The organism is Chthonobacter rhizosphaerae, assembly GCF_013839525.1.
GTDB classification, from domain to species: Bacteria; Pseudomonadota; Alphaproteobacteria; order Rhizobiales; family Pleomorphomonadaceae; genus Chthonobacter; species Chthonobacter rhizosphaerae.
Genome location: NZ_JACDIS010000002.1, coordinates 430,429 through 452,685 on the forward strand (window position 1 = coordinate 430,429; position 22,257 = coordinate 452,685).

Annotated in this window: 20 protein-coding genes; 6 read left to right on the forward strand and 14 right to left on the reverse strand. The window is 71.1% G+C overall.

Features of this window, described 5'->3' with window-relative positions:
* Window positions 1-4 precede the first annotated feature (4 nt).
* From HND91_RS05790 to dapA, 7 genes are all read right to left on the reverse strand, one after another.
* A complete protein-coding gene (locus HND91_RS05790; RefSeq protein ID WP_181705573.1) occupies window positions 5-1,087 on the reverse strand; it encodes a WD40/YVTN/BNR-like repeat-containing protein in 1,083 nt (360 codons plus the stop codon).
* Window positions 1,088-1,144: 57 nt separating this feature from the next.
* Entirely contained in the window at window positions 1,145-1,558 is a 414-nt protein-coding gene (locus HND91_RS05795) for a VOC family protein (RefSeq protein WP_181705574.1), read from the reverse strand.
* Between the two features lie 135 nt (window positions 1,559-1,693).
* A complete protein-coding gene (locus tag HND91_RS05800) occupies window positions 1,694-2,965 on the reverse strand; it encodes an RNA polymerase sigma factor (RefSeq protein ID WP_181705575.1) in 1,272 nt (423 codons plus the stop codon).
* Complete coding sequence (locus HND91_RS05805) at window positions 2,962-3,336, reverse strand: YciI family protein (RefSeq protein WP_181705576.1); 375 nt, start codon at window positions 3,334-3,336, stop codon at window positions 2,962-2,964. The genes HND91_RS05800 and HND91_RS05805 overlap by 4 nt, the downstream gene beginning before the upstream one ends.
* A gap of 177 nt (window positions 3,337-3,513) precedes the next feature.
* Window positions 3,514-4,500, reverse strand: a complete 987-nt coding sequence (locus HND91_RS05810; RefSeq protein ID WP_181705577.1) for a DUF808 family protein — start codon at window positions 4,498-4,500, stop codon at window positions 3,514-3,516.
* Between the two features lie 397 nt (window positions 4,501-4,897).
* The gene (smpB, locus tag HND91_RS05815; protein ID WP_181705578.1) at window positions 4,898-5,377 is read right to left on the reverse strand and encodes an SsrA-binding protein SmpB; all 480 of its coding nucleotides are present in this window, start codon (window positions 5,375-5,377) and stop codon (window positions 4,898-4,900) included.
* 16 nt (window positions 5,378-5,393) lie between these two features.
* A complete protein-coding gene (gene dapA / locus HND91_RS05820) occupies window positions 5,394-6,269 on the reverse strand; it encodes a 4-hydroxy-tetrahydrodipicolinate synthase (RefSeq protein ID WP_181705579.1) in 876 nt (291 codons plus the stop codon).
* A 300-nt stretch (window positions 6,270-6,569) separates the two neighbouring features.
* Between dapA and HND91_RS05825 the strand changes: the two genes are divergently transcribed.
* The 3 genes from HND91_RS05825 (at window position 6,570) to metC (ending at window position 10,814) form a co-directional block, all read left to right on the forward strand.
* Window positions 6,570-8,645: a lytic transglycosylase domain-containing protein gene (locus tag HND91_RS05825; protein ID WP_181705580.1), complete on the forward strand. Its 2,076-nt coding sequence runs from the start codon at window positions 6,570-6,572 to the stop codon at window positions 8,643-8,645.
* Window position 8,646: 1 nt separating this feature from the next.
* Entirely contained in the window at window positions 8,647-9,534 is an 888-nt protein-coding gene (locus HND91_RS05830; protein ID WP_181705581.1) for an alpha/beta fold hydrolase, read from the forward strand.
* 122 nt (window positions 9,535-9,656) lie between these two features.
* Window positions 9,657-10,814 carry a cystathionine beta-lyase gene (gene metC, locus HND91_RS05835; RefSeq protein ID WP_246329309.1) on the forward strand — a complete coding sequence of 386 codons (1,158 nt, stop codon included), beginning with the start codon at window positions 9,657-9,659 and terminating at the stop codon, window positions 10,812-10,814.
* Window positions 10,815-10,833: 19 nt separating this feature from the next.
* Here metC and HND91_RS05840 read toward each other — a convergent pair whose 3' ends face one another.
* Genes HND91_RS05840 through HND91_RS05855 form a run of 4 tightly spaced genes read right to left on the reverse strand, consistent with a single transcriptional unit; the run spans window position 10,834 to window position 14,944 of the window.
* Complete coding sequence (locus tag HND91_RS05840) at window positions 10,834-11,181, reverse strand: lipid-A-disaccharide synthase N-terminal domain-containing protein (protein WP_181705583.1); 348 nt, start codon at window positions 11,179-11,181, stop codon at window positions 10,834-10,836.
* Window positions 11,174-11,938, reverse strand: a complete 765-nt coding sequence (locus HND91_RS05845) for a glycosyltransferase family 2 protein (RefSeq protein WP_181705584.1) — start codon at window positions 11,936-11,938, stop codon at window positions 11,174-11,176. Before HND91_RS05845 ends, HND91_RS05840 begins: the two co-directional genes overlap by 8 nt.
* Window positions 11,939-11,979: 41 nt before the next feature.
* The gene (locus tag HND91_RS23190; RefSeq protein WP_181705585.1) at window positions 11,980-13,164 is read right to left on the reverse strand and encodes a phosphatase PAP2 family protein; all 1,185 of its coding nucleotides are present in this window, start codon (window positions 13,162-13,164) and stop codon (window positions 11,980-11,982) included.
* Window positions 13,082-14,944, reverse strand: coding sequence for an ArnT family glycosyltransferase (locus tag HND91_RS05855; RefSeq protein ID WP_181705586.1), 1,863 nt, complete (start codon window positions 14,942-14,944; stop codon window positions 13,082-13,084). Before HND91_RS05855 ends, HND91_RS23190 begins: the two co-directional genes overlap by 83 nt.
* A gap of 330 nt (window positions 14,945-15,274) precedes the next feature.
* On the opposite strand from HND91_RS05855, the gene HND91_RS05860 reads away from it, so the two are divergent.
* Window positions 15,275-17,104 carry a potassium/proton antiporter gene (locus HND91_RS05860; RefSeq protein ID WP_181705587.1) on the forward strand — a complete coding sequence of 610 codons (1,830 nt, stop codon included), beginning with the start codon at window positions 15,275-15,277 and terminating at the stop codon, window positions 17,102-17,104.
* Window positions 17,105-17,343: 239 nt separating this feature from the next.
* The gene (locus HND91_RS05865) at window positions 17,344-17,736 is read left to right on the forward strand and encodes a hypothetical protein (RefSeq protein ID WP_181705588.1); all 393 of its coding nucleotides are present in this window, start codon (window positions 17,344-17,346) and stop codon (window positions 17,734-17,736) included.
* A gap of 232 nt (window positions 17,737-17,968) precedes the next feature.
* Here the strand turns inward: HND91_RS05865 and HND91_RS05870 are convergent, their stop codons facing one another.
* Together HND91_RS05870 and HND91_RS05875 are read right to left on the reverse strand one after the other, a co-directional pair.
* On the reverse strand, window positions 17,969-18,697 hold the full coding sequence (locus tag HND91_RS05870; RefSeq protein WP_181705589.1) for a CDP-alcohol phosphatidyltransferase family protein: 729 nt from the start codon (window positions 18,695-18,697) through the stop codon (window positions 17,969-17,971).
* A 152-nt stretch (window positions 18,698-18,849) separates the two neighbouring features.
* Window positions 18,850-19,722 (reverse strand): DUF2182 domain-containing protein, encoded by an 873-nt coding sequence (locus HND91_RS05875; protein WP_181705590.1) that lies wholly within the window; start codon window positions 19,720-19,722, stop codon window positions 18,850-18,852.
* A gap of 260 nt (window positions 19,723-19,982) precedes the next feature.
* On the opposite strand from HND91_RS05875, the gene HND91_RS05880 reads away from it, so the two are divergent.
* Window positions 19,983-21,176, forward strand: coding sequence for a UbiH/UbiF family hydroxylase (locus HND91_RS05880; RefSeq protein WP_181705591.1), 1,194 nt, complete (start codon window positions 19,983-19,985; stop codon window positions 21,174-21,176).
* Between the two features lie 7 nt (window positions 21,177-21,183).
* On the opposite strand, the gene HND91_RS05885 is transcribed toward HND91_RS05880, so the two are convergent.
* Window positions 21,184-22,134, reverse strand: coding sequence for an AEC family transporter (locus HND91_RS05885; RefSeq protein ID WP_181705592.1), 951 nt, complete (start codon window positions 22,132-22,134; stop codon window positions 21,184-21,186).
* Between the last annotated feature and the right edge of the window lie 123 nt (window positions 22,135-22,257).

The window sequence follows — 22,257 nt, forward strand, 5'->3', positions numbered from 1 at the left end:
GGCGTCAGGGGCGGATGACGACGGTCTCGACCGACGTGATCACCGGCAGATGGTGCGCCACGGCCGACCAGCTGTCACCCTCGTCGGGGCTGGCGTAGAGGGAGCCGGACGAGGTGCCGAAGTAGACGCCCGCCGGCTCCAGCGCGTCGGTCGCCATCGCCTGCCGGAGCACGTTCAGGAAGGCGTTCTCCTGGGGCAGGCCTTGGCGCCGATCCTCCCAGGACGAGCCGCGCGTGCGGGTGCGCCAGACGGCGGCCTTGGCATCCGGCATGAAGCGCCCCTGGATGTCGCCGTTGAGCGGCACCAGGAAGAGCTGGTCCGGATCGCGCGGGTGGGCGGCGGCCGGGAAGCCGAAGGACGACGGCAGGCCCTCCTCGATGCTCTCCCAGGTGAGGCCGCCGTCGTCGCTGCGATACATGCCGCAGTGGTTCTGCTGGTAGAGGCGGTCCGGATTGCCGGGCGCCATGACGATGCAATGGACGCACTGGCCGACCTCCGGATAGCGCTGGTCCTCGGGCATGTAGTCGGCGCGGGTGCCGCGGTTGCGCGGGCTCCAGGTCTCGCCGCCGTCGAAGGTGTGGAAGACGCCGGCCGACGAGATGCCGACCCAGATCTGGTTCGGGTCGCGCGGGTGGAGCACGATCGAATGGAGGATCAGGCCGCCGCCGCCGGGCTGCCACTGCGGCCGGGACGGATGATCGCGGAGGCCCTTCACGTGGCTCCATGTCTCGCCGCCGTCGGTGCTGCGGAAGAGGCCGGCGGGCTCCACGCCCGCGTAGAGCACGCCGTCGCGGATCGCGAGGCTCCAGACCGACTTGATGGGCGTCTCGCCCGGCGGATAGGCGAGGCCGGCGCTCGAATGGGTCCAGGTCTCGCCCCGGTCGGTGGACTTCCACACCGCCGGGCCGAACCACTCGTTGCCGCCGGCGGCGTAGACGGCGCCGGTGGCCGGGTCGGCGATCACATGGTTGATGGGCCAGGTCTCGCAGAACGGCCCCTTCAGCGACCATTCGCTCCGCCCCGTGTCGGTGGCGGCGATGAAGGCGCCCTTGCGGGTGCCGACGAGCACGAGCAGCGTCTCGGTCATGTGCGGGTCTCCCTCCCCTGTCTTCAGGCCCCGCCTCCCGCAGGGCCGGCGAAATGGTCAACGCGGCGCGATCAGGATCCAGGCGACGCCGAACCTGTCGGTGAGCATGCCGAAGCGGCGGGCGAAGAAGGTCTCGCCGAGGGGCATGGTGATCTGGCCGCCATCGGCGAGTCGATCGGCGACGCGGTCGACCGCCGCCGGATCCGGCAGCGTGATCGTGAGCGAGAAGCCCTGGAACGCCGCGTTGCCGCCGCAGTGGCCGTCCGAAACCATGACGAGGCTGTCGCCGATCTTCAGCGTCATGTGCATGACCTTGCCTTCCGAGCCGGGCGGCAGCATGCCGGGCGGCGGGGGCTCCGGCGCGTCGCCGAAGGTCAGGCGCTCGACGATCTCGGCGCCGAGGGCGGTCTGGTAGAAGCGGGCGGCCTCGTCGGTCCGGCCGTCGAAGAAGAGATAGGGCTGCACCATCATGGGATCGGTCCTCCCGGACAGGCGATGCGAGGGGCGGGCATCGGGCCCGCTGCGTGCCGGCGTTCGCCTGGAGGCCGGCGGCTGACCCGAGGACGGCGGCGGTGCTGGCGATCCGACAGGACCCGCCAACTTTTTTCAGGACGACGCGGCGGCGCTCGCGACGGCGGCGTCGGCCTGCAGCCGGTCCAGATGCTGGCGGATGTGCGCCGCCTCCGCCGCGCTGCCGGCGAGCGCGATCGCCCGGCCGAACGCCTCGCGGGCCTCCGCGCGCCGGCCGAGCTGCATCAGGAAGGCGCCGCGGACACCGTGGAAATGGAAGTAGCCGTCGAGCCGCTCCCCGAGCGGCTCGACGAGCGCCAGGGCGTCCGCCGGCCCGCGATGCTTGGCGACGGCGACGGCGCGGTTGAGGGTGACGACCGGCGAGGGCTGCAGCCGCTCCAGGGTGGCGTAGAGAAGGTCGATCTGCCGCCAGTCGGTGTCCTCCGGCCGATCGGCCCGGGCCTGGAGCGCCGCGATCGCCGCCTGGACCTGATAGGGGCCCGGCCGGGCGTGCCGGAGCGCCTTGTCGAGAAGCGCGAGCCCCTCGGCGATCAGCTTGCCGTCCCAACGAGTCCGGTCCTGATCCTCCAGCAGGATGATGGCGCCGTCGGCGTCGAAGCGGGCCGGCGTGCGGGCGTGCTGGAGGAGAAGGAGAGCGGCAAGGCCCATCACTTCCGGCTCCGCCGGGAACAGGCGCAGCAGCAGGCGGGCGAGCCGGATCGCCTCGTCGGCGAGGCCCGCGCGCTCGTCGACGGCCTCGCCCGTGGCCGAGTAGCCCTCGTTGAAGACGAGGTAGATCATGGCGGCGACGGCCGCGAGCCGTTCGGCCCGCTCCGCCGGCCCGGGCGCCTCGAACGGCACGTCGGCCCTGGCGATGCGCGCCTTGGCGCGGGTGATGCGCTGCTCCATGGCCGCCTCCCCCACCAGGAAGGCGGACGCGATCCGCCGGACGGGGATGCCGGAGACGATGCGGAGCGCGAGCGCGATCTGCTGCGTCGGAGGCAGGTCCGGATGACAGCAGATGAAGAGAAGGCGCAGGACGTCGTCGCGATAGTGGCTGCCGTCCAGCCGGTCGGCGAGCGAGGTCTCCGCGTCGTCGAGGTCGGACAGCGCCTCCTCCGGCGGCAGCGGGTCCTGGCGCGCGCGGCGACGCACCTGGTCCAGGGCGGCGTTGCGGCCGACCATGATGAGCCACGCGGTCGGGTCGCGCGGCGGGCCGTTCACCGGCCAGGCCTTGAGCGCCCGAAGGCAGGCGTCCTGGAAGGCCTCCTCGGCAGTGTCGAGGTCGCGGAAGTAGCGCAGGAGCGCGGCGACCGCCTGCGGCCGGGCGGCGGCGAGCGCGCCGTCGATCCAGGCGAGGTCCGTCATGGCGCCCTCCCCTCCGGCGCGGCGTAGAAGCCGATCGGGCGGAGTTCGTAGGAGCCGTTGGAGCTCGATGCCTTGGCGAGGTCCTTGGCGACGGTGACGGCGTCGTCGAGGGTTTCGCATTCCACGATGTAGAAGCCGAGGAGCTGTTCCTTGGTCTCCGCGAACGGGCCGTCCAGGATGAGCGGTTCGGCGCCTTTGCGCACCGTCGTGGCAGCCGTGGTGGGCAGGAGCCGCGCGACCGGGCCGAGGCGGCCCTCCTTGCGCAGCTTATCCTGCACCACCGCGAGCTTCGCCATCACGGCGGCGTCCTCGTCCTTGGTCCAGGAGCAGACCACGTCCTCGTTGTCGTAGCAGAGAATGGCGTAGAGCATGGGGCGCGTCCTTCGCATGAGCCGAGGACGACGGAGTATGCCCGGATCCGACACGGGTGGGAGAGATTTTGTGGGAGGAATGGGCGGGGGCGGCCGGGGCGCCGGTTCGGCGCGGCGCTTCGTGTGGTGGTGGGCGGATGCGCGGCACCCGCCCCCTTCCCTGCCCTACACCGCCCCTCAGTGCGCGCCGGCCGATGCCTTCGTGCCGCGCACGGCGTGCCAGAGCGGGGCGATGACGTGTTCCGTCAGGGGGATGATGATCGCGCCGATCAGGAGGCCGACGATGCCGGAGAGGGCGGCGGAGACGAGCCATTCGACGAAGCCGTGGGCCACGTGAACCATGTCGGCGACCGCGACGGCGGCGTCGTGGATGCCGTGGCCGATGGTGTCGAAGCCGTATTCCTCCAGGCCGTGGACGATGATGCCGCCGCCGACCCAGATCATGGCGGCGGTACCGACGATCGCGAGGATCTTGAGGAAGACCGGCATGCCGATCACCAGGGCGCGGCCGAGGCCGCGGCCGACGCCGGTGGAGCTCTTGGCGAGGGCGACGCCCGCGTCGTCGGCCTTCACGATCAGCGCCACGGCGCCGTAGACCGCGACCGTGATGCCGAGCGCCACCGCGGCGAGCACCACGGCCTTCATGACGAGGCTGTCCTCGGCCGGGATGGCCGCGAGGGTGATGGCCATGATCTCGGCGGAGAGGATGAAGTCGGTCTTGATGGCGCCGGCCACCTTGGCGTTCTCGAACGCCTGCGGGTCCTGCGGTGCCGAGCCGATGTGCGCCTCGTGCTCGTGGGCGGCGTGGGGGAAGAAGGCCTCGTAGACCTTCTCGGTGCCCTCATAGCAGAGATAGGCCCCGCCGAGCATGAGCAGCGGCGTGATCGCCCACGGGGCGAAGTAGCTGAGGATGAGCGCCGCCGGCAGCAGGAAAATGAGCTTGTTCTTCAGCGAACCGGCCGCGATCCTGCCGACGATCGGGATCTCCCGCTCCGCCGCGAAGCCGACCACGTAGCGGGGCGTCACCGCCGCGTCGTCGATCACGACGCCGGCGGCCTTGGTGCCCGCCTTGGCGGCATGGGCGGCGACGTCGTCCAGAGAGGCGGCGGCGACCTTGGCGAGCCCCGCCACGTCGTCCAGGAGTGCGATCAGGCCAATGCTCACGGGGTTTCTCTCCTGGTCGGTGGCGCCTGCCTGGGCAAACGCGCGAACAGCCGTTCTGCTCCATCCATCGCATAGGCGAGAAGCGGGACGATGAACAAGGGGCTGGATGAGGGGCCACTCGTCGCGGACGTCCCCATTCTCCCGTGATGCCGTCATCCCGCCGAAAGCCGGGATCCAACCGAATGCGCCGCAACCCGCACCGGCGCAATTGACGGTGCCGGCGGTTGGGCCCCGGCTTCCGCCGGGGTGACGCTTGGGATGAAGGGACGGAGGACATCGACCACGTCTCCCATCCTCCACTTTGTCACAGTCCGCGAAGGCGGACGACTCACGCATTCTCCTCGAAACGCGTAGCTTGTCCGGCGGAGCCGGCCGACAACGAGGTTGAAATCCCCCCTCAGTCCCGGCTCTTCATCAGCCGCGCCTTCTCCCGGTTCCAGTCGCGTTCCTTGCTGGCCTGGCGCTTGTCGTGGGTCTTCTTGCCCTGGGCGAGCGCGATCTCCAGCTTGGCCCGGCCGCGATCGTTGAAGTAGAGACGGAGCGGCACGATGGTCATGCCCTCGCGTTGGACGGCGGCGAGGAGACGGGAGATCTGGCGGCGGTGCAGGAGGAGTTTGCGCGGCCGGCGAGTCTCGTGGTTGAAGCGATTCGCCTGCAGGTATTCGGGGATGTAGGCGTTGTAGAGATAGATCTCGTCGCCCCGCGCGCCCGCATAGGCATCGCCGAGGTTCGTCCGCCCCTGGCGGAGCGACTTCACCTCGGTGCCGGTCAGCATGATGCCGGCCTCGATCTTGTCGCCGATGGCGAAATTGTAGCGCGCCTGGCGGTTGTCGGCGACGATCTTCTTCGGCGGCTCGGTGGCCTTCTTGGCATTCATCTGCGGTCTGCCGGCCTCAATGGAGGAGGCCGGCGTGCTCCAGAGCGGACTTGAGCGCCGCCTCCGTGGACGAGGTCACGGAAACGAGCGGCAGGCGAAGCTCGTTCCCCATCTTGCCCATGAGCGAGAGCGCGTACTTGGCGCCCTGCGGGTTGGGCTCGATGAAGAGCGCCTGGTGCAGCGGAAACAGCCGGTCCTGGATCTTCAGGGCGGCGGCGTAGTCGCCCTTCAGGCAGGCTTCCTGGAAGGCCGCGCAGAGGCGCGGCGCCACGTTGGCCGTGACCGAGATGCAACCGTGGCCGCCGTGGGCCATGAAGGCGAGCGCGGTGCCGTCCTCGCCGGAGAGCTGGAGGAAGTCCGGCCCCATGGCGTGGCGCTGGGCGCTGACGCGCTCCAGCTTGGCGGTGGCGTCCTTCACGCCGACGATGTTCTTCAGCTCGAACAGCCGCGCCATCGTCTCCACCGACATGTCGATCACCGACCGCGGGGGGATGTTGTAGATGATGATCGGGATGCCGACGGCGTCGTTGATCGCCTTGAAGTGCCGGTAGAGGCCTTCCTGGTTCGGCTTGTTGTAGTAGGGCGTGACCACGAGCAGGCCGTTCGCCCCCGCCTTCTCGGCGTGGCGGGCGAGGTCGATCGCCTCCAGGGTGTTGTTGGAGCCGGCGCCGGCGATCACCGGCACCCGGCCGTTCGCCACGCGGATGGCGGTCTCGACCACCTTTTTGTGCTCGTCGTGGCTGAGAGTCGGGCTTTCGCCCGTGGTGCCAACCGGCACCAGGCCATGGCTGCCCTCCGTGATCTGCCAATCGACGAACGCCTCGAAGGCGGCCCAGTCGACGGCTTCGTCGCGGAACGGCGTGACGAGCGCGGTGATCGACCCCTTGAACATGACGGCTTTCTTTTTCATCTCCCGCCGGACGGATGCCACTCCGGCGTCGTGGTCGGCGGACAATAGTGTGCGGGCGGGGCAAGAACAACAGCCAAGGTGGCCGTTCGCGCGCGTCGCGGTCGCAGCCCCCGGTCCGCCGGGATCGGGGCGGGCCGGCGGCATTTTTACGGCCGGCCCGGGCCAGATGGCGCCACCCGTCAAGGGTTCATAAACCAAGGCGGATCATATTAAGGTATCGTCAAGTTCTGGCGGCGGGCGGAGGACCAGGCCCGTCGCCGCCGAAGGTCCGGAGTCTGACGCATGGCCCTCCCCCCGCGCCTCACCCGCTTCGCCGCGCTCTTCATGGCCGGCACGATGGCGGCGTCGACCGTCGCCGAGACGGCCGCCATCGCCGCCCCGCCGGTCGCGCCGCTGACGCCGCCCGTACTGGCGGCTCCGGCGGTCGGCACGGCGGCCGATCTCGCCGCGCCGGTGATCGAGGTGGCGGCGGACGGTCTGAGGCAGGCGCTGAAGGCGGTCGGCTTGAACAAGTACCAGGAGGCCAAGCGGATCGCCGCCGGGCTGTCGCCGCTCGACCGGGACATCGTGACCTGGATGGCGATCCGGCGCGACGTGTCCGGCCTGACGCCCAGCATGATCACCGAGTTCGCGGCCCGCAATCCGCACTGGCCGTCGGTCGCGATGATGCGCCGCCGGGCCGAGGTGGCGCTGGCGCGCCAGAAGATGCCGCCGCGCGACGTGGTGGCGGCGTTCGGGGCCTCCGAGCCGATCACCGAGCAAGGCATCCGGGCGCTCGCCCGCGCGCACCTGGCGCTCGGCGACACCAAGCGGGCGGCCGCGGCCATCCACACGCTGTGGACCACCGAGACCCTGTCGCCGGAGGAGGACGCGGCCATCCTGAAGGAGTTCGGGTCCGCGCTGTCCAAGAGCCAGATCAAGGGCCGTTTCGACTACCTGATGTACAACGACCGGGTGGTGCAGGCGTCGAACATCGGCAAGCGCCTCGGCGCCGGCTACGTGGCGCTCGCGGACGCCCGCGCGGCGGTGCTGCGCGATCAGAAGGACGCGGCGCGCAAGCTCGATTCGGTGCCGGCGGACCTGCGCAAGCAGCCGTCCTACCTGTTCACCCTGGCGGAATTCCGCCGCCGGGCCGACCGTCCGGAAGCGGCGGCCGAAGCCCTGCTGGCCGCCGGCTCCGACCCGGCGGTGCTGATCGACCCGGACCACTGGTGGATCGAGCGGCGCATCGTCTCGCGCGATCTCGCCGAGAAGGGCAACGCCAAGCTCGCCTACAAGGTGGCGGCGGCCCATCGGGGCGGCAACGCCGAGACGCTGGCGGAGGCGCATTTCCACGCCGGCTGGTACGCCCTGCGGTTCCTGAACGACCACGCCACGGCGGCCAAGCACTTCCAGGCGCTCGCGGGCGTCGGCCAGAAGCCGATCACCCGGTCGCGCGCCCACTACTGGCTCGGCCGCAGCGCCGAGGCGGCCGGGCGCATCGACGAGGCGCGCGGCTGGTACACCAAGGCGGCCGGCGACCCGGTGGCCTTTTACGGCCAGCTCGCCAGGGTGAAGCTCGGCGCCGAGAAACTCGGCCTGCCGCAGATCCCCAAGCCCAGCGACGCCGACCGGACCGCCTTCGGGCGCAACGACCTCGTCCGCGTCATGGCGCGGCTGATCGAGGCCGGCTTCGAGGGCGACGCGGCCTTCCTCTATCCCGAGCTGGCGCGCCAGCTGCCGACCGCCGGCCAGCTGGCGCTGCTGACCTCCTACCTGGAGGCTCGCGGCGACCACCGCGGGGCCCTGCAGGTGGGCAAGGTGGCGGTGGAGCGCGGCATGGGCGTGGAACGCCTCGCCTATCCGCTGAACGCCATTCCGGAATCGGCGCGGAACCAGAAGGCGGTGGAGACCGCCATGGTCTACGCCATAGCCCGCCAGGAGAGCGCCTTCGACCCGGCCGCCGTGAGCAGCGCCGGCGCGCTCGGCCTGCTGCAGCTGATGCCGGGCACCGCCCAGGCGACCGCGCGGGCGCTCGGCGTCTCCTATTCCAAGGGCAAGCTGACGACAGACCCGGGCTACAACGCCACCCTCGGGGCGGCGCACCTGCGCGAGCTCGTGGACGCCTACGGCGGGTCGTACATCCTCACCTTCGCGGCCTACAACGCGGGCTCGCGCCGGGTGAACGAGTGGATCCAGCGCTTCGGCGACCCGCGCGACGGCCGTATCGACCCGGTGGACTGGATCGAGATGATCCCCTACGGCGAGACCCGCAACTACGTGCAGCGGGTGACCGAGAACCTGCAGGTCTACCGGGAGCGGCTGGACGGCGGCCGGCTGAGGATCATCGACGACCTCCGTCGCGGCAGCGGCACCTGACATGATCGCCCGGCCGTTCGACTTCATGGCGGCGGACGGGACCCGGCTCGGCGGCACCGTCCGCGAGCCGGCGGGGGCGACCGGCCTGCCGGTGCTCTGTCTGCCGGGCCTGACCCGCAACGGCCGGGACTTCGACGTGCTGGCCGACGCGCTCGCGTCCGGGACGTGGCCGCGGACGGTGGTGACCATGGACTTCCGGGGTCGCGGCCGGTCCGCCTTCGCGGATCCGGCCACCTACCGGCCCGACGTTGAGGCGGCGGACGTGATCGCCGGGCTCGACCACCTGGGGATCGGGACCACGGCCCTCGTCGGCACGTCGCGCGGCGGCATCGTGGGCATGATCCTCGCCGCGACGGCGCCCGCGCGGCTCGGGCCGGTGGTGCTCAACGACATCGGGCCGGTGATCGAACTCTCAGGGCTGCGGGCCATCGCCGACCGGATGACGCTGACGCTCGGCCACGTGATCGACAGCTGGGACGCGGCGGTCGCCGACCTGAAGGCCACCATGGGGCGGACCTTCACGGCGCTCGGCGACGACGACTGGCTGGCGGTGGCGCGGGCCATGTACCGGGAGGACGAGGCGGGCCGGCCAGTGCTGGACTACGACCCCAAGCTCCTCCAGGCCTTCGCGAGCTTCGATCCGGCGGTCGGCCTGCCGCCGTTCTGGCCGCTCTACGAGGCGCTGAAGGACCGGCCGGTGCTGGTGATCCGGGGCGAACGCTCCGACCTCCTCTCCGAGGCGACCGTGGCGGAGATGGCCGCGCGCCTGCCCCGCGTCACCGTGCACCGGGTTCCGGACCAGGGACACGCGCCGCTTCTGACCGACGCGGCGACCATCGGGGTGATCCGGAGCTTCCTGGACGGGGCGGACGCAGGCGCCGGACGCTGATCGCTTTCCCGGCTGGGCGAAATCGGATAACCCGGAAAAGCATTCCCTCCTTTCCGAGCCCCGCGAGGCAGCCGTCGCTCATGGCCCACACGCCCGAAGACCCGACCACCGATACCCGCCCGATGACCCAGGAAACCCTGCTCGCCCATGGCGGCCGGCACCCGCGGGAGCACCATGGCTTCGTGAACCCGCCGGTCTACCATGGCTCGACGGTGACCTTTCCGGACACGGCGACGCTCCTGTCGGGCCAGCAGCGCTACACCTACGGCCGGCACGGCAGCCCGACCATGGACGGGCTGAAGGAACTCCTGGCCGCGCTGGAGGGCGCCGAGACGGTGGTGCTCTGCCCTTCGGGCCTTTCGGCCGTGACGACCGCCATCCTGGCGGTGGTGGGCGCGGGCGGGCACATCCTCGTGACGGACAGCGCCTATGCGCCGGCCCGCCAGTTCTGCAACACGCTGGCGAAATCCTTCGGGATCGAGACCACCTACTACGACCCGACGATCGGCGCCGGTGTGGAGGCGCTGATCCAGCCGAACACCAAGGCGATCTACACCGAAACGCCGGGCTCGCTGACGTTCGAGATGCAGGATCTCGACGCGATCGCGGCGGTCGCCCGCCGGCGCGACCTGATGGTGGTGACCGACAACACCTGGGCGACGCCGCTCTACTACAAGCCGCTCGCCCACGGGGCCGACCTGTCGCTGATGGCCGGGACGAAGTACGTGGTCGGGCACTCGGACGCGCTGCTCGGCACCGTGGCGGCGGGCCCGCGCGCGGCGGCCGCGCTGAAGCGGGTGTACACCAACCTCGGACTCTGCGTCGGACCGGACGACGCCAACCTGGGCCTGCGCGGCCTGCGCACCCTGGGCGTGCGGCTCGCGCGGCACCACGAAAGCGGGCTGACGGTGGCGCGCTGGCTTCAGGGGCGGCCGGAGGTGGCGAAGGTGCTGCACCCCGCGCTGCCGGATTTCCCCGGCCACGACCTCTTCGCCCGCGACTTTAAGGGCGCGACCGGACTCTTCAGCTTCGTGACACGGGAAGCGCCGCTCGACGCCGTGAAGGCCATGCTGGACGGTCTCGGCCTGTTCGGGCTCGGCTATTCGTGGGGCGGCTTCGAGAGCCTCGCCATCGTGAGCGATCCGCGCAAGATCCGCACGGCCACCACCTGGGACGAGCCCGGCCACCTGATCCGGCTGCACATCGGCCTGGAGGATCCGGCGGACCTGATCGCCGACCTGGAAGCCGGGTTCGACCGGTTCAACGCCGCGCTCCGCTGAGGCGCGGGCGAAAGCCGGGTCAGCCTTGCGACCGGTCTCCGTCCGGCAGGACGGAGGCCTTCTTCTCCTTGTAGATCAGGCGGAGATTGCGCAGGTAGATGATGAGCCCGAGGCCCTGGCCGGCGATGAAGACGGGATCCTGCCGCTGGATGGCGTAGATCAGGAGGGCCGTGCCGCCGCCGAGGGAGAAGAACCAGAAGGCCACCGGCACCACGGACCGGCGCGCCTTCTCGCTCGCCATCCACTGCACCACGAAGCGCATGGTGAAGAAGGCCTGACCGACGAAGCCGAACAGGATCCAGAAATCCCACTGGGCGACGAACACGTCGTGCAGCCAGTCGGCCACATGGGCGAACACGTCAGGCATGGGGGTGACCGATTTCCGAAACGATGGGGATCTTGCGGCGTCGCTTGCGCAGCCACCACACCCCGAAAAGATCCAGCGCGCCACGCAGGCCGCGATCGAAGATGCCGTAGTTGGAGCGGCCGAACCGGCGCGGCCGATCGACCACGTCCACGTGCACGACGCCGTAGCCCTCGCGGATAACGAGCGCCGGCAGGAAGCGGTGCCAGCCGTCGAAGAAGGGCAGGAGCAGGAAAACGGGCCGCCGGACGGCCTTCAGGCCGCAGCCGCTGTCGCGGGTGCCGTCGGCCAGGATGGCGCCGCGGAGCGCGTTGGCGAAGCGGGAGGCGTATTTCTTGTAGACGCCGTCGGTCCGCTTCAGCCGCTGGCCGGCCGCGAGCGCCACGGACGGCCCGGCCGCCTGGAGCGCGGCCAGGAGTGCCGGAATGTAGGCCGGATCGTTCTGGCCGTCGCCATCGATGGTGACGACCACCTGACCGCGCGCCGCCAGTACGCCGGAGCGGACGGCCGAACTCTGCCCGCAGGGTACCTCGTGGCGGATGTGCCGCACCGGCTTGCCCTCCTGGCGCAGGCGCGCGAGGAGCGCGCCGGTGCTGTCGGTCGAGCCGTCGTCCACCACCACCACCTCCAGCGGGCGGGCGGCGAGCGCGGTGAGGATTTCCTCGATGAGAATGGCCAGATTGTCCGCCTCGTCCTTGGCCGGGATCACCACCGAGACGAGATCGCCGGACGCGGCGGCGGAAGAGAGCGTTGACGACATCGACGGTTCCGGTGTGCGCGCCGCTGAGACTGAGGCGCCGCTCATCGGGCGCCGGTATCGTCCGTCCGCCGGAAGGATGCAAGGAAAAAGCCGAGGTGGGCGCCGATTTCGCGGCGAACCCACCGGGTCGGGAACCGCCGGCGGGCCGGAAGACCCTTGCCGCCGCGCCGCAGCGCGAGCCGTCGGTCGGCGAACCAGCCGGCGATGACGAGCGCCGACGCCGCGCCGAGAAGGAGCCCGGCTGCGATATCGGAAAGGAAGTGCGCGCCGACGACGGACCGCGACAGGGCCACGGTCAGGGCGAACGGGGCGACGAGGAGCGCCAGCCGCGGCCAAAGGAAGGCGAGGCCGACGGCCAACGCCGCCATGGTGGTCGCGTGGCCGGACGGGAAGCTCGCCCGGTCCGGGTCGAGGGTCGGGCCGGTGAGAGCGGCGAGCCCCTCCACCGCCGGCTGGAGGTGCGGGCGCGGGTGGCCGAGCCCGAACTTCAGCACGATGGCCGCCACGCCGCTGATCGCGATGACCGCGAAGCCGTAGAGCGCGATCCGCTGGACGTGGCGCGCGAACGCCGCGCAGCGGGGCGCGAGAAGCCGTCGACGAAGGGCGACCTCGGCGGCGAGGAGCCCGACGAGGAGCGGGACGAGGATCCAGTCCGACTTGCCCCACCGCGTGACGGCGCGCATGTCGGAGCGGACCTCCGGCGGCAGCCCCTCCACGAAGGCCCGCGCCTCGTCGTTGAGGGCGAAGCCGGCCACGGTCAGCCCGGCGCCGACGGCAAGGATCACGAGGAGAAGCCGGGTCTGCGGGTCGGCCGCGAACCTCTCCGCGCGCCCTGCCCTCACCCGCCGGCGGTCGAGTGCGGCGGACAGGCGCGCGAGCAGGCCGGACGCGCGACCGAACGGTCCGGCTAGAGTAGCGCGGGCGAGACCGAGAGCCGCGCCGGCGAGGAGTCGGAAGGCCTGAAGGAGGGCGATCACCGCCGCCAGGGCGAACCGCGTCGATCCCGCGCCGAGGATGAGCGCGAGCGCCGCGTCGCGGCCGGCGCTGGAAAGGGCTTCCCGCGCCGCCGTCGTGCGGGCATCGGCCGCCCGGCGGGCGGCCTCCAAGGCGTGACGGGTGACAAGGTCGGCGTCGAGCGGCCCGTCAGGGCGCGGGGGCGGCGTCCGGAGCGGGTCCGACGCCGGGCGCGGGCTGGTCGGCAGCGACTCCAGTGGAAGATCCGTCACCCGCCGCCTCTTCGCTTCGGGTGTAGATCCGGATCGTCCGGAGTTCCATCCCGTCGATGTTGCGCCCCGTCACCTCGGCCGCCGGCACCGCCGTCACGCCCCGTGCCGCGAGACCGGACCGGAAGGCGTCGTCCTGGGTGCTGTCGATGGCCGCGATGGCGCACGACCCTTCCGTGAAGGCCGCCGCCGCCTGCTCGACAGGGACGAGCCGCGTTTCCGTTCCGAGACGGACGACGAGACTGGGCTCCCTGTAGCCGGACGAGATCTTGTTTGCGCACTCTGGCAGTTTTATGACAGTTTCTGCAATACGATCCGACAGCCAGAGGTTCTTTGCCGCAGGCAGCAGATGCACCCACGCGAGCGCCACGACGCAGCCCGACGCGAGCACCGCGGCCATCACGCCGAGCCGGAGGAAGCCACGGCGCGCGAGCTGCCACGCTAGGATGGCCGCAGCTCCCGCCACGACGGCGCCGGCGAGGCCGATCGGATCCGCCCGGCCCTCCAGCCAGAGGAACGCGCCGTTGAGGCCGACCGCCAGCACGATGCCGCCAAGGGCGATCCACGCGAGGGACGCGCGGCGCCAGCGGCTGCCGGCGCCGAGCGCGTCGGCGACGAGCGCTCCGCCCACCATCAGCGCCAGGGCCGGCAGCATCGGCAGCACGTAGTGGGGCAGCTTGGTGGGCACCAGTTCCAGCACCGCCCAGGCCGGTAGCGCCCAGGCGATCAGGAAGCGGGTCGCCGGTTCGCGCCTCGTGGCGATCGCCCAGGCGATGCCGAGCGGAATGAAGCCCGACGCGGGCCAGAAGGTGCCGAAGGAGGCGAGCAGATAGGTGCCGGGCGGCGCGCCGTGGCTCTCCTGCGCGGCGGCGATCTTGGCGGCGAAGTCGTCGCCGAGGGCGTCGGCGAAGAACTGGCCGCCGGAGATGTAGGCGATCGTGGCGAACCACGGCAGCACCAGGAGCGCCAGCCAGAGGAGGCCGAAGAGCGGCTTCAGCCCGCGCACCACGGACAACGACCAGCGGTCGAAGGCGACCAGCGTGAAGAGCGTCAACCCGATCACGAACAGCGGGACCGGCCCCTTGATGAGGATGCCGGCGCCGAGCGCGGTCCAGAACAGGGCGTTGCGGCCGAATCGGGCGCGGCGGGCAGGATCCATCCAGAGCGACGCCAGCGCCCACTGGGCCGCCACGATGGTGGCGAGCAGCATGCCGTCGGTCTTGGCGAGGCGCGCCTCCACGCCGGCGAGCACGGTGGCGGCGACGAGGAGCGCGCCGAAGAAGCCGGCGGTCGCGCCGAAGAGCGCCACGCCCGCCCCGTAGGCGAACAGGACCGCGAGCGTGACGCCGACGATGGACGGCAGGCGGAAGGCCCAGATCGGCGCGTCGGCGCCCTGCCCCGTCGCCTCGGCGGACAGCGCCTGCAGCCAGTAGATGCCGATGGGCTTCTTGTAGCGGGCGTCGTCCTGGAAGCGGATGTCCAGCCAGTTTCCGCTCTCCAGCATCTGCCGGCTGGCCTGGATGAAGCGCGCCTCGTCGCGGTCGGTGACCGGCAGCGTGTCGATGCCGGGGGCGAACAGGCCGACCGAGACGACGAGCAGCACCAGCACGTGGACGAGCACGACGAGCGCCGACGCGGCGCGCCGGACGGGCGAGGCGGCGGCCGACTTCGCCGCGGCGGCGGGAGCCGCCTCCGGCTGCGCAGGCGCGGCCGGCGCCGGTTCGCCCGCGCGTGCCGTGTCCGCCGCCGGCGCGGACTTCTGATCCTCGACCACGTCCTGCATGAAGCGCCCCACTTGCCTCGATCGGGTCGGCCGGAGCCCCGGCCGTCACGGCACGACGTGTAACGCGAAATCTGGCGAGGGTAAGCCCCGCCGGCGGACAAAATCGACGTTGAAGCGGATTGCCGCGGGACGAATCCATTCCGCGCCGTCATGCTTCGGTCCAGAATCACAGGCAGAGGTGATGGTCCGCAGCGGGATTTCTCCCGCCGGTCCGTTTCAATCCCAGTCCATGGCGCGATGGCGGGACGAGCCTCGGCGGGTTGCCGCCGGACCGGCCGTGCCCGTTCCGCGCCGAAACGCCGACCAGACCCGGAGGAGGATACCGGACGCATGGCCGAAATCGCGAGCGCGAACCTGTTCCTGGCCCTCGGAGCGTTGCTGGTGCTTGCCGGCATTCTGTCGAGCCTGCTCGCCTCGCGGTTCGGAACGCCCCTCCTCCTCGTCTTCCTCGTCATCGGCATGCTGGCCGGGGAGGACGGCCCGGGCGGGATCGAGTTCGACAACTATCAGGCCACCTACCTGATCGGCTCGTGCGCGCTCGCCATCATCCTGTTCGACGGCGGCCTCAGGACGCGGCTCTCCACGGTGCGCGACGCGCTGGCGCCGTCCGTCGTCCTCGCCACGATCGGCGTCGCGATCACGGCCAGCATCGTCGGCGTGTTCGCCACCTACCTGTTCCAGATGACCTGGATCCAGGGCCTTCTCCTCGGGGCGATCGTGGCGTCCACCGACGCGGCGGCGGTGTTCTTCCTGCTGAAGATCGGCGGGCTGCAGCTGAAGCCGCGCATCGGCGCGATGCTGGAGATCGAGTCGGGCTCCAACGACCCAGTCGCGGTGTTCCTCACGCTCGTGCTGACCGAGCTCGCGCTCGCGGCGGGCGCGACGCCGGGATGGGAGGTGGCGGAGAGCCTGCTGAGGCAGGCGGTGCTGGGCGGCGGCCTCGGGCTCGCGACCGGCCTCCTCACGGTCTTCATGCTCAACCGGCTCAACCTTCTCAGCGGGCTCCACCCGCTCTTCGTGATCGCGATGGCGATCTCGCTGTTCGGGTTCACGGCGCTTCTCGACGGGTCCGGCTTCCTGGCGGTCTACGTGGCGGGGCTCGTGGTGGGGAACCGGCAGGTGCGGGCCTTCCCGTCGATCGTCAACTTCCACGACACGGCCACCTGGCTCTGCCAGATCGTTATGTTCCTGGTCCTCGGCCTCCTGGTGACGCCGTCGACGCTGATCGACTACATGGTGCCGGGTCTCATCCTGGCGGTCTTCCTGATCCTGGTCGGCCGTCCGGTGGCGGTCTACCTCTGCCTGCGGCTGTTCGGCTTCACCGGCAAGGAGATGCTGTTCGTCTCCTGGGTCGGCCTGCGCGGCGCCGTCTCGATCTTCCTCGCCGCCATCCCGACGCTCGCGGGCGTCGATGGCGCCGCGATCTACTTCAACCTCGCCTTCTTCGTGGTCATGGTTTCGCTCATCGTCCAGGGCTGGACGATCGCGCCGGCGGCGCGCCTGCTCGGCATGGCGCTGAAGCGTCCGGCTCCGGCCGCAAGCCGGGTGGAGATCGACCTGCCTGGACAGAGCGCGAAGGAGCTGGTCGGCTACCCGATCGCCAACGACAGCTTCGTGGCGCTCCGGCCGAGCGCGCTTCCGACCTGGCTGAAGCCGGTGCTGGTGGTCCGCGAGGGCGACGTGAAGAACGCCGCCGAGATGACCGGCGGCCTGAAGGTGGGCGACTACGCCTACTTCCTGGTGCCGACCGAGCGGGTCCACCGGCTCGACCGGGTGTTCGCGCCGCTTCCTCCGGACGCCGCCAACGCGGCCAAGCGTCTGGTGTTCGGCGAGTTTCCGATCGCGGCGGACGCGCTTCTCGACGACATCGCGGCCTTCTACGACCTCGACCTGCCGGGAGCCTACACGGGCATGACCGTCGCCGACGCCTTCACGGCGCGGTTCGGCGACAAGGCCCGCCCGGGCAGCCGGATCGACCTCGGCAGCTACACGTCGATCACCGCGCGCGACGTGGCGGACGGCGTGGTCACGCGCGCGCGCCTGCGGTTCGACGAGGTGGTGGACGTGGCCCAGATGCGCGCGACCGCGCCGTCGAAGAGCGCGCGCGGCGGCCGACTCGGCCGACGGGTGCAGCGGCTGCTCGGACGAGAAACCGCCTGACGGCGGAGCGTCAACGCCGCTCGACCAGGCTTCGGCTTGTGCTTGGCCATAATGCTGCAACGCACGAGTCGGCGACGTTCTGTTAACCGCAGGACTGAGACCAAGGGCGGTTGTGGCCTCGCTGGAACAATAACAGACCTCACCGGTTTTCACTCAAGCCGCGACTGATCTGGCTTTGCGACCCGCAAGACGGACGCAATACGTGGATGCGGCCAACTTGTCTTACGGAGTGAACACTGATGACTTCCCAGACGCTCAAGATTTCGGCGCTCCTCGCGTCGATCGCGATCGGCTTCGCGAATCCCGTCTTTGCTCAGTCCGACGGCGGCAGCGGCGGCAGCGACGGCGGCTCCTCATCGGGCGACTCGTCCGGCCAGGGCAGCTCGGGCGGCACGGGCGGCTCCACCGATCCGGGTACCGGCACCACCAATCCGGGCGCGGGCGTGACGGGCGACACCACGACCCCGGGCACCAATGAATCCGGCACCGGCAGCGGCACCGGCACCGGCGCGGCGTCCGGCACCGCCGATCCGAGCGCGACCGTGTCGCCGAACCCGAGCGAGGAGTCGGGCGAACTGAAGCCCTGCCCGTCGGGCCAGGTGCGCGCCACGCCGACCGGCGACTGCATGTAATCAGCGACGGTCGGCCCCACGGCCGACCAGCGACGACCGGCCGGCGTTCCTTGAGGGAGCGCCGGCCGTTTCCGTTCGGGCAGTCGGGTTCGGGAGCAGCGGATGCGTCCGGGCCGGTGGAGGAGAGGTCTCGGCGGCGGGCTTTGCCGGGTTCGGGTCGTCACGCACGGAGCCCGAACGACAACGGGCGACCCGAAGGCCGCCCGTGGCACGTCGCCCGATCGGGAAACGGTCAGTCCGGCTTGAAGCGGGCGAGGACCTGCTGAACGGCCGCCACCGTGCCGAGATAGAGCGTGGAGGCAAGAAGGCCGACCTTGACGAGGTCCGGCGGCGCGAGCGACATGGCGAGCGCGATGGCCGCGCAGATGAACCACACGAAGGACACGGCCAGCGTCAGCGGACGCCACTTCTCCACCCGCACCGGATGGATGAACGCGACCGGCATGAAGGTGAGCACCGCGAGGGCGAGGGTGATCCCGATCACCACGGTGTCTTCCGGCCGGAACACGAAGAACACGAAGGCGACACCGTTCCACACCACGGGGAAGCCCCGGAAGGCGTTGTTCTTCATCTTCATGCGGGTGTCAGCATAGTACATGGCCGACGTGAAGACGATGATGCCCGCGATGGTGATCGCCACCCAGGTGCTGGCGACGAAGCCGCCGAAGGCGATCGCGAACGCGGGCAGGAAGACGTAGGTGACGTAGTCGACCACCGTGTCGAGCGCAGCGCCGGAGAAGGTCGGCAGGCGCCGCTCCACCTCGAACCGGCGGGCGATCGGGCCGTCCACCCCGTCGACGATCAGCGCCAGGCCGAGCCAGGCGAAGAATTCGCTCCACTGGAGTCGGTAGGCCGCGAAGGCGGCCAGCATGGCGAGGACGATGCCACTGGCCGTAAAGGCGTGAACCGCCAGGGCGATGAGGGCGTTCTGATGCTTGGACACGATGGTCAAATTGGCCACGGCCGCTCTCCGAAGACGAGGTCTGCGCAGGTCGCACCGAGACCGGCCGCCCCTCGCGGATCACTGGCGACCCCTGGTGTTGTGGCGGATTGGATCGCCAAACCGCGCGTCCTCCTACCCGGTATATGCTCTCAAGGAAAGAACGATCCACCTTAGCCGAGGAAGGATCCAGCCGCCAGCGTCAGTCCAGCCACGAGAAGAAGGCTTCCAATGGCATACGTTAGCCACAAGCCTTTTGCCAGCTTTTCAGTTCCCATGAGCGCCCCGAGAAACGCCATGGCGACGAGATTCATCAGGCCGGCGGCGAACATCACCGCCATCAAGGCCCAGCAGCAGCCGAGACAGGCGACGCCTTCGTCGATGCCGAGCCGGAACGCCCGGGCAGCCGGGAGCGGCCGTTCGTCGAGAAGGGCGGGGCGGCGGCAGCGGGCGAGGCAGGCGAGCTTCAACGGGGTGAACTGGTAGAGGCCCGCGGCGATCAGGATGCTGACCGAAAGGGCGAATCCGGCCGGAGCCATGTGCGGCGCGAGAGCCCCGGCGGTGGTGAGGGCCGTCTGGGCGAGCGTCGCGACGACCGCGACGGCGAGCCAGACGGCCGTGTACCCGGCCATCACCCAACCGGCCGTGGCGCCGCCCGCGCGGGCATAGGCCCGGAAGGTGGGCGCGGCGGTCGGCACCATCATGGCGAACACCATGGCGGCCCACATGACGAACACGAGCGCGACGTCGCCGGCACCCCAGGCCGCCATGGCGGGCATGAGCGGGCCGTGCCCGCCGCCCGCGCGGGCGAGCGCCGGGACCGTGCCGGCCAGCCGGTCGAGGAGCGGCTGGAGGGCCGCTATGCCGAACCCCATGTCGGCGACGCGTCCGCCGAACGCCACGGCGGCGGCGAGATAGGCCCAGCCGACAAGCGCGAGCAGCGCGATCGCCGAAACCGTGAGGCCGCGCCAGTGGCGGGCGAGACGGTCGGCGACGGGCCGGGAAACGTCCGTCGGGCACGCGGTGTCGGGAGTGATGTCGGCCATGGCACGGTCCGGAGGCGCCCGCGCGAAGACCCGCGCCGGTGCGACGCCCCTTGACTGCAGATGCGCATGGACCGCCCCCGCCGGCAATGCGGGCAAACCCGCAGCCGGCCCCGCATGAACCTCTCCGTGACCGCTTCGGCCTGCGCCATCGGGCCCGTGGCGACTTGCCGAACCGCCGTCGCCGCGCCAGAACGTGCCTATGGCCGCCGAGGCGGCCGGACGAACCGAGGACCGCGCGGGCGGTCCGGATGGGAGACGTCATGAGCGAGCGGACGCTGGAAACGGACGTGGTGATCGTGGGCGCGGGGCCGGCCGGGCTGATCGGTGCCCTGGCGCTCGCCGACGCGGGTCTGACCGTGGCCCTGGTGGCGCCCCCTGCCCCGCCCGCCGACCATCGCACCACGGCGCTGCTGTCCGGCTCCGTGGAGGCGATCGACAGGCTCGGCGCGTGGACGGGCATCGAGAAGGACGCCGCACCGCTCCGGACCATGCGCCTCGTGGACGGAACGCGCCGGCTGGTGCGGGCTCCGGAGATCGCCTTCCACGCGTCCGAGCTCGGCCTGGAGGCGTTCGGCTACAACGTGGCCAACGGCGTGCTGACGGAACGGCTCGGGGCGGCGGTGGCGACCCGGGCCGACCGGATCGCCCGGATCGAGACCGCCGCGACCGACGTGGCGCTGACGGAGAGCCGCGCCACGGTCACCGCGGAGGACGGCACGGTCGTGACGGCGCGGCTCGCGGTCGGGGCCGACGGTCGGCAGTCGATGGTGCGCGAGGCCGCCGGCATCTCCGTGAAGACCTGGCGCTATCCGCAGACGGCGCTCGTCACCAACCTCCAGCACAGCCAACCGCATTTCGACACGTCCACGGAATTCCACACGGAGACCGGCCCGTTCACCCTGGTGCCGCTCGGCCGCGGCCGGTCGAGCCTCGTCTGCGTGGAGCGCCCGGCCGAGGCGGAGCGGCTGTCGGCCCTTGACGACGGGGCGCTCGGGGCCGAGCTGGAGCGGCGCTCGCGGTCCATCCTCGGCGCCCTGACGCCGACCGGGCCGCGCCAGACCTGGCCGATGACGGGGCTGCGGGCCGACACGCTGGCGCGCCGCCGGGCCGCGCTCGTCGGCGAGGCGGGGCACGCGTTCCCGCCGATCGGCGCGCAGGGTCTCAACCTCGGCATCCGGGACGTGGTGGCGCTCGCCGAGCTGGTTCGGCGCGCCCGCCTGCGGGGCGACGACGTCGGCGGCGAGGCCCTGACGGCGCGCTACCAGTCGGCCCGGCGCGCGGACGTGGCGACCCGCACCTTCGGGGTGGATCTCCTCAACCGCTCGCTCCTGACCGACTTCCTGCCGGTGCAGATCGGCCGCACCGTGATGCTGCAGCTCGCCCGCGACGTCGGGCCGATCCGCAAGCTCCTGATGCGGGAGGGCCTGCGGCCGCGCCTGTTCCAGAGCGTGTGAGGCGGTCTCAGAGCGGGATGAGATCGTGGGTGACGAGGTAGAGCGCGGTGGTGACCGTGAGCACGGAAACGGCCGTGCCGATCAGGATCGCCGTCGCCGCCCGCGCCACGTAGATGTTGTACTGCTGGGCGGCCACGAAGATGGTCGCCGCCGGCGGCAGGGCGGCCATCAGGACCGCGGTCTTGACCCACACGGGCTCGAAGCCCCCGATGGTGGTGACGAGCGCCCAGGCGATGATCGGGTGGACGATCAGCTTCACGGCGACCAGAGCCGGGATCTCCCGCGCGCCCCGGCCCACCGGCTGCAGCGCCACGGTGACGCCGAGGGCGAACAGGGCCGCCGGCGCCGCGGAATTGCGCAGGAAGGTGACGATGCCCTGCACGGGCGCCGGCGTCTGGAAATCGACGAGGGCCGCGGCCGCGCCGACGAGGGTCGCCAGGATGAAGGGGTGGAGGAGGACGCGGCGCACGACCAGGAGCGCCGTCGCGACCGCGCCCCGCTTCTCGCCGCCGAACAGCGACATCATCACCGGCACGAGCGTGAACACGAGGGCGACGTCGAAGCAGAAGATGAGCGCGGTCGGCGCAGCCGCCGCCGGGCCGAGGGTCGCGAGCGTGAGGCCCGGCCCCATGTAGCCCACGTTGGCATAGGAGCCGACCAGCGCCCGGATGGTGCCGACGCGGGCGTCGCGCTCGCCGAGCAGCATGCCGAGGCCATAGGCGATCAGGAAGGCCAGAAAGGTGGAGAGCGTGGTCGCCAGAATGAAGCTGCCGCGCGCGAGCTCCTCCACCGGCGTGCGGGAGATGAGGTCGTAGAACAGCGCCGGCAGGGCGACGTAGATGAGATAGAAGTCGAGCCAGGCGAGGCCCGACCGTTCGATCCGGGCGATCTTGCCGGACACGAACCCGATCAGGATCACCCCGAAGAACGGGAAGGCGAGCGTGATGACCTGAAGCATGCGGGGAGGATCCGGGCGCCGGACGAGGGAGCGACGGACATGCCGTCGCCGGGCTGGCCTTTCCCCGCCTAGACGGTTATCGAGGGCCGGTCAATCCGAACCCCGCCCCGTCCTCGCGATCGC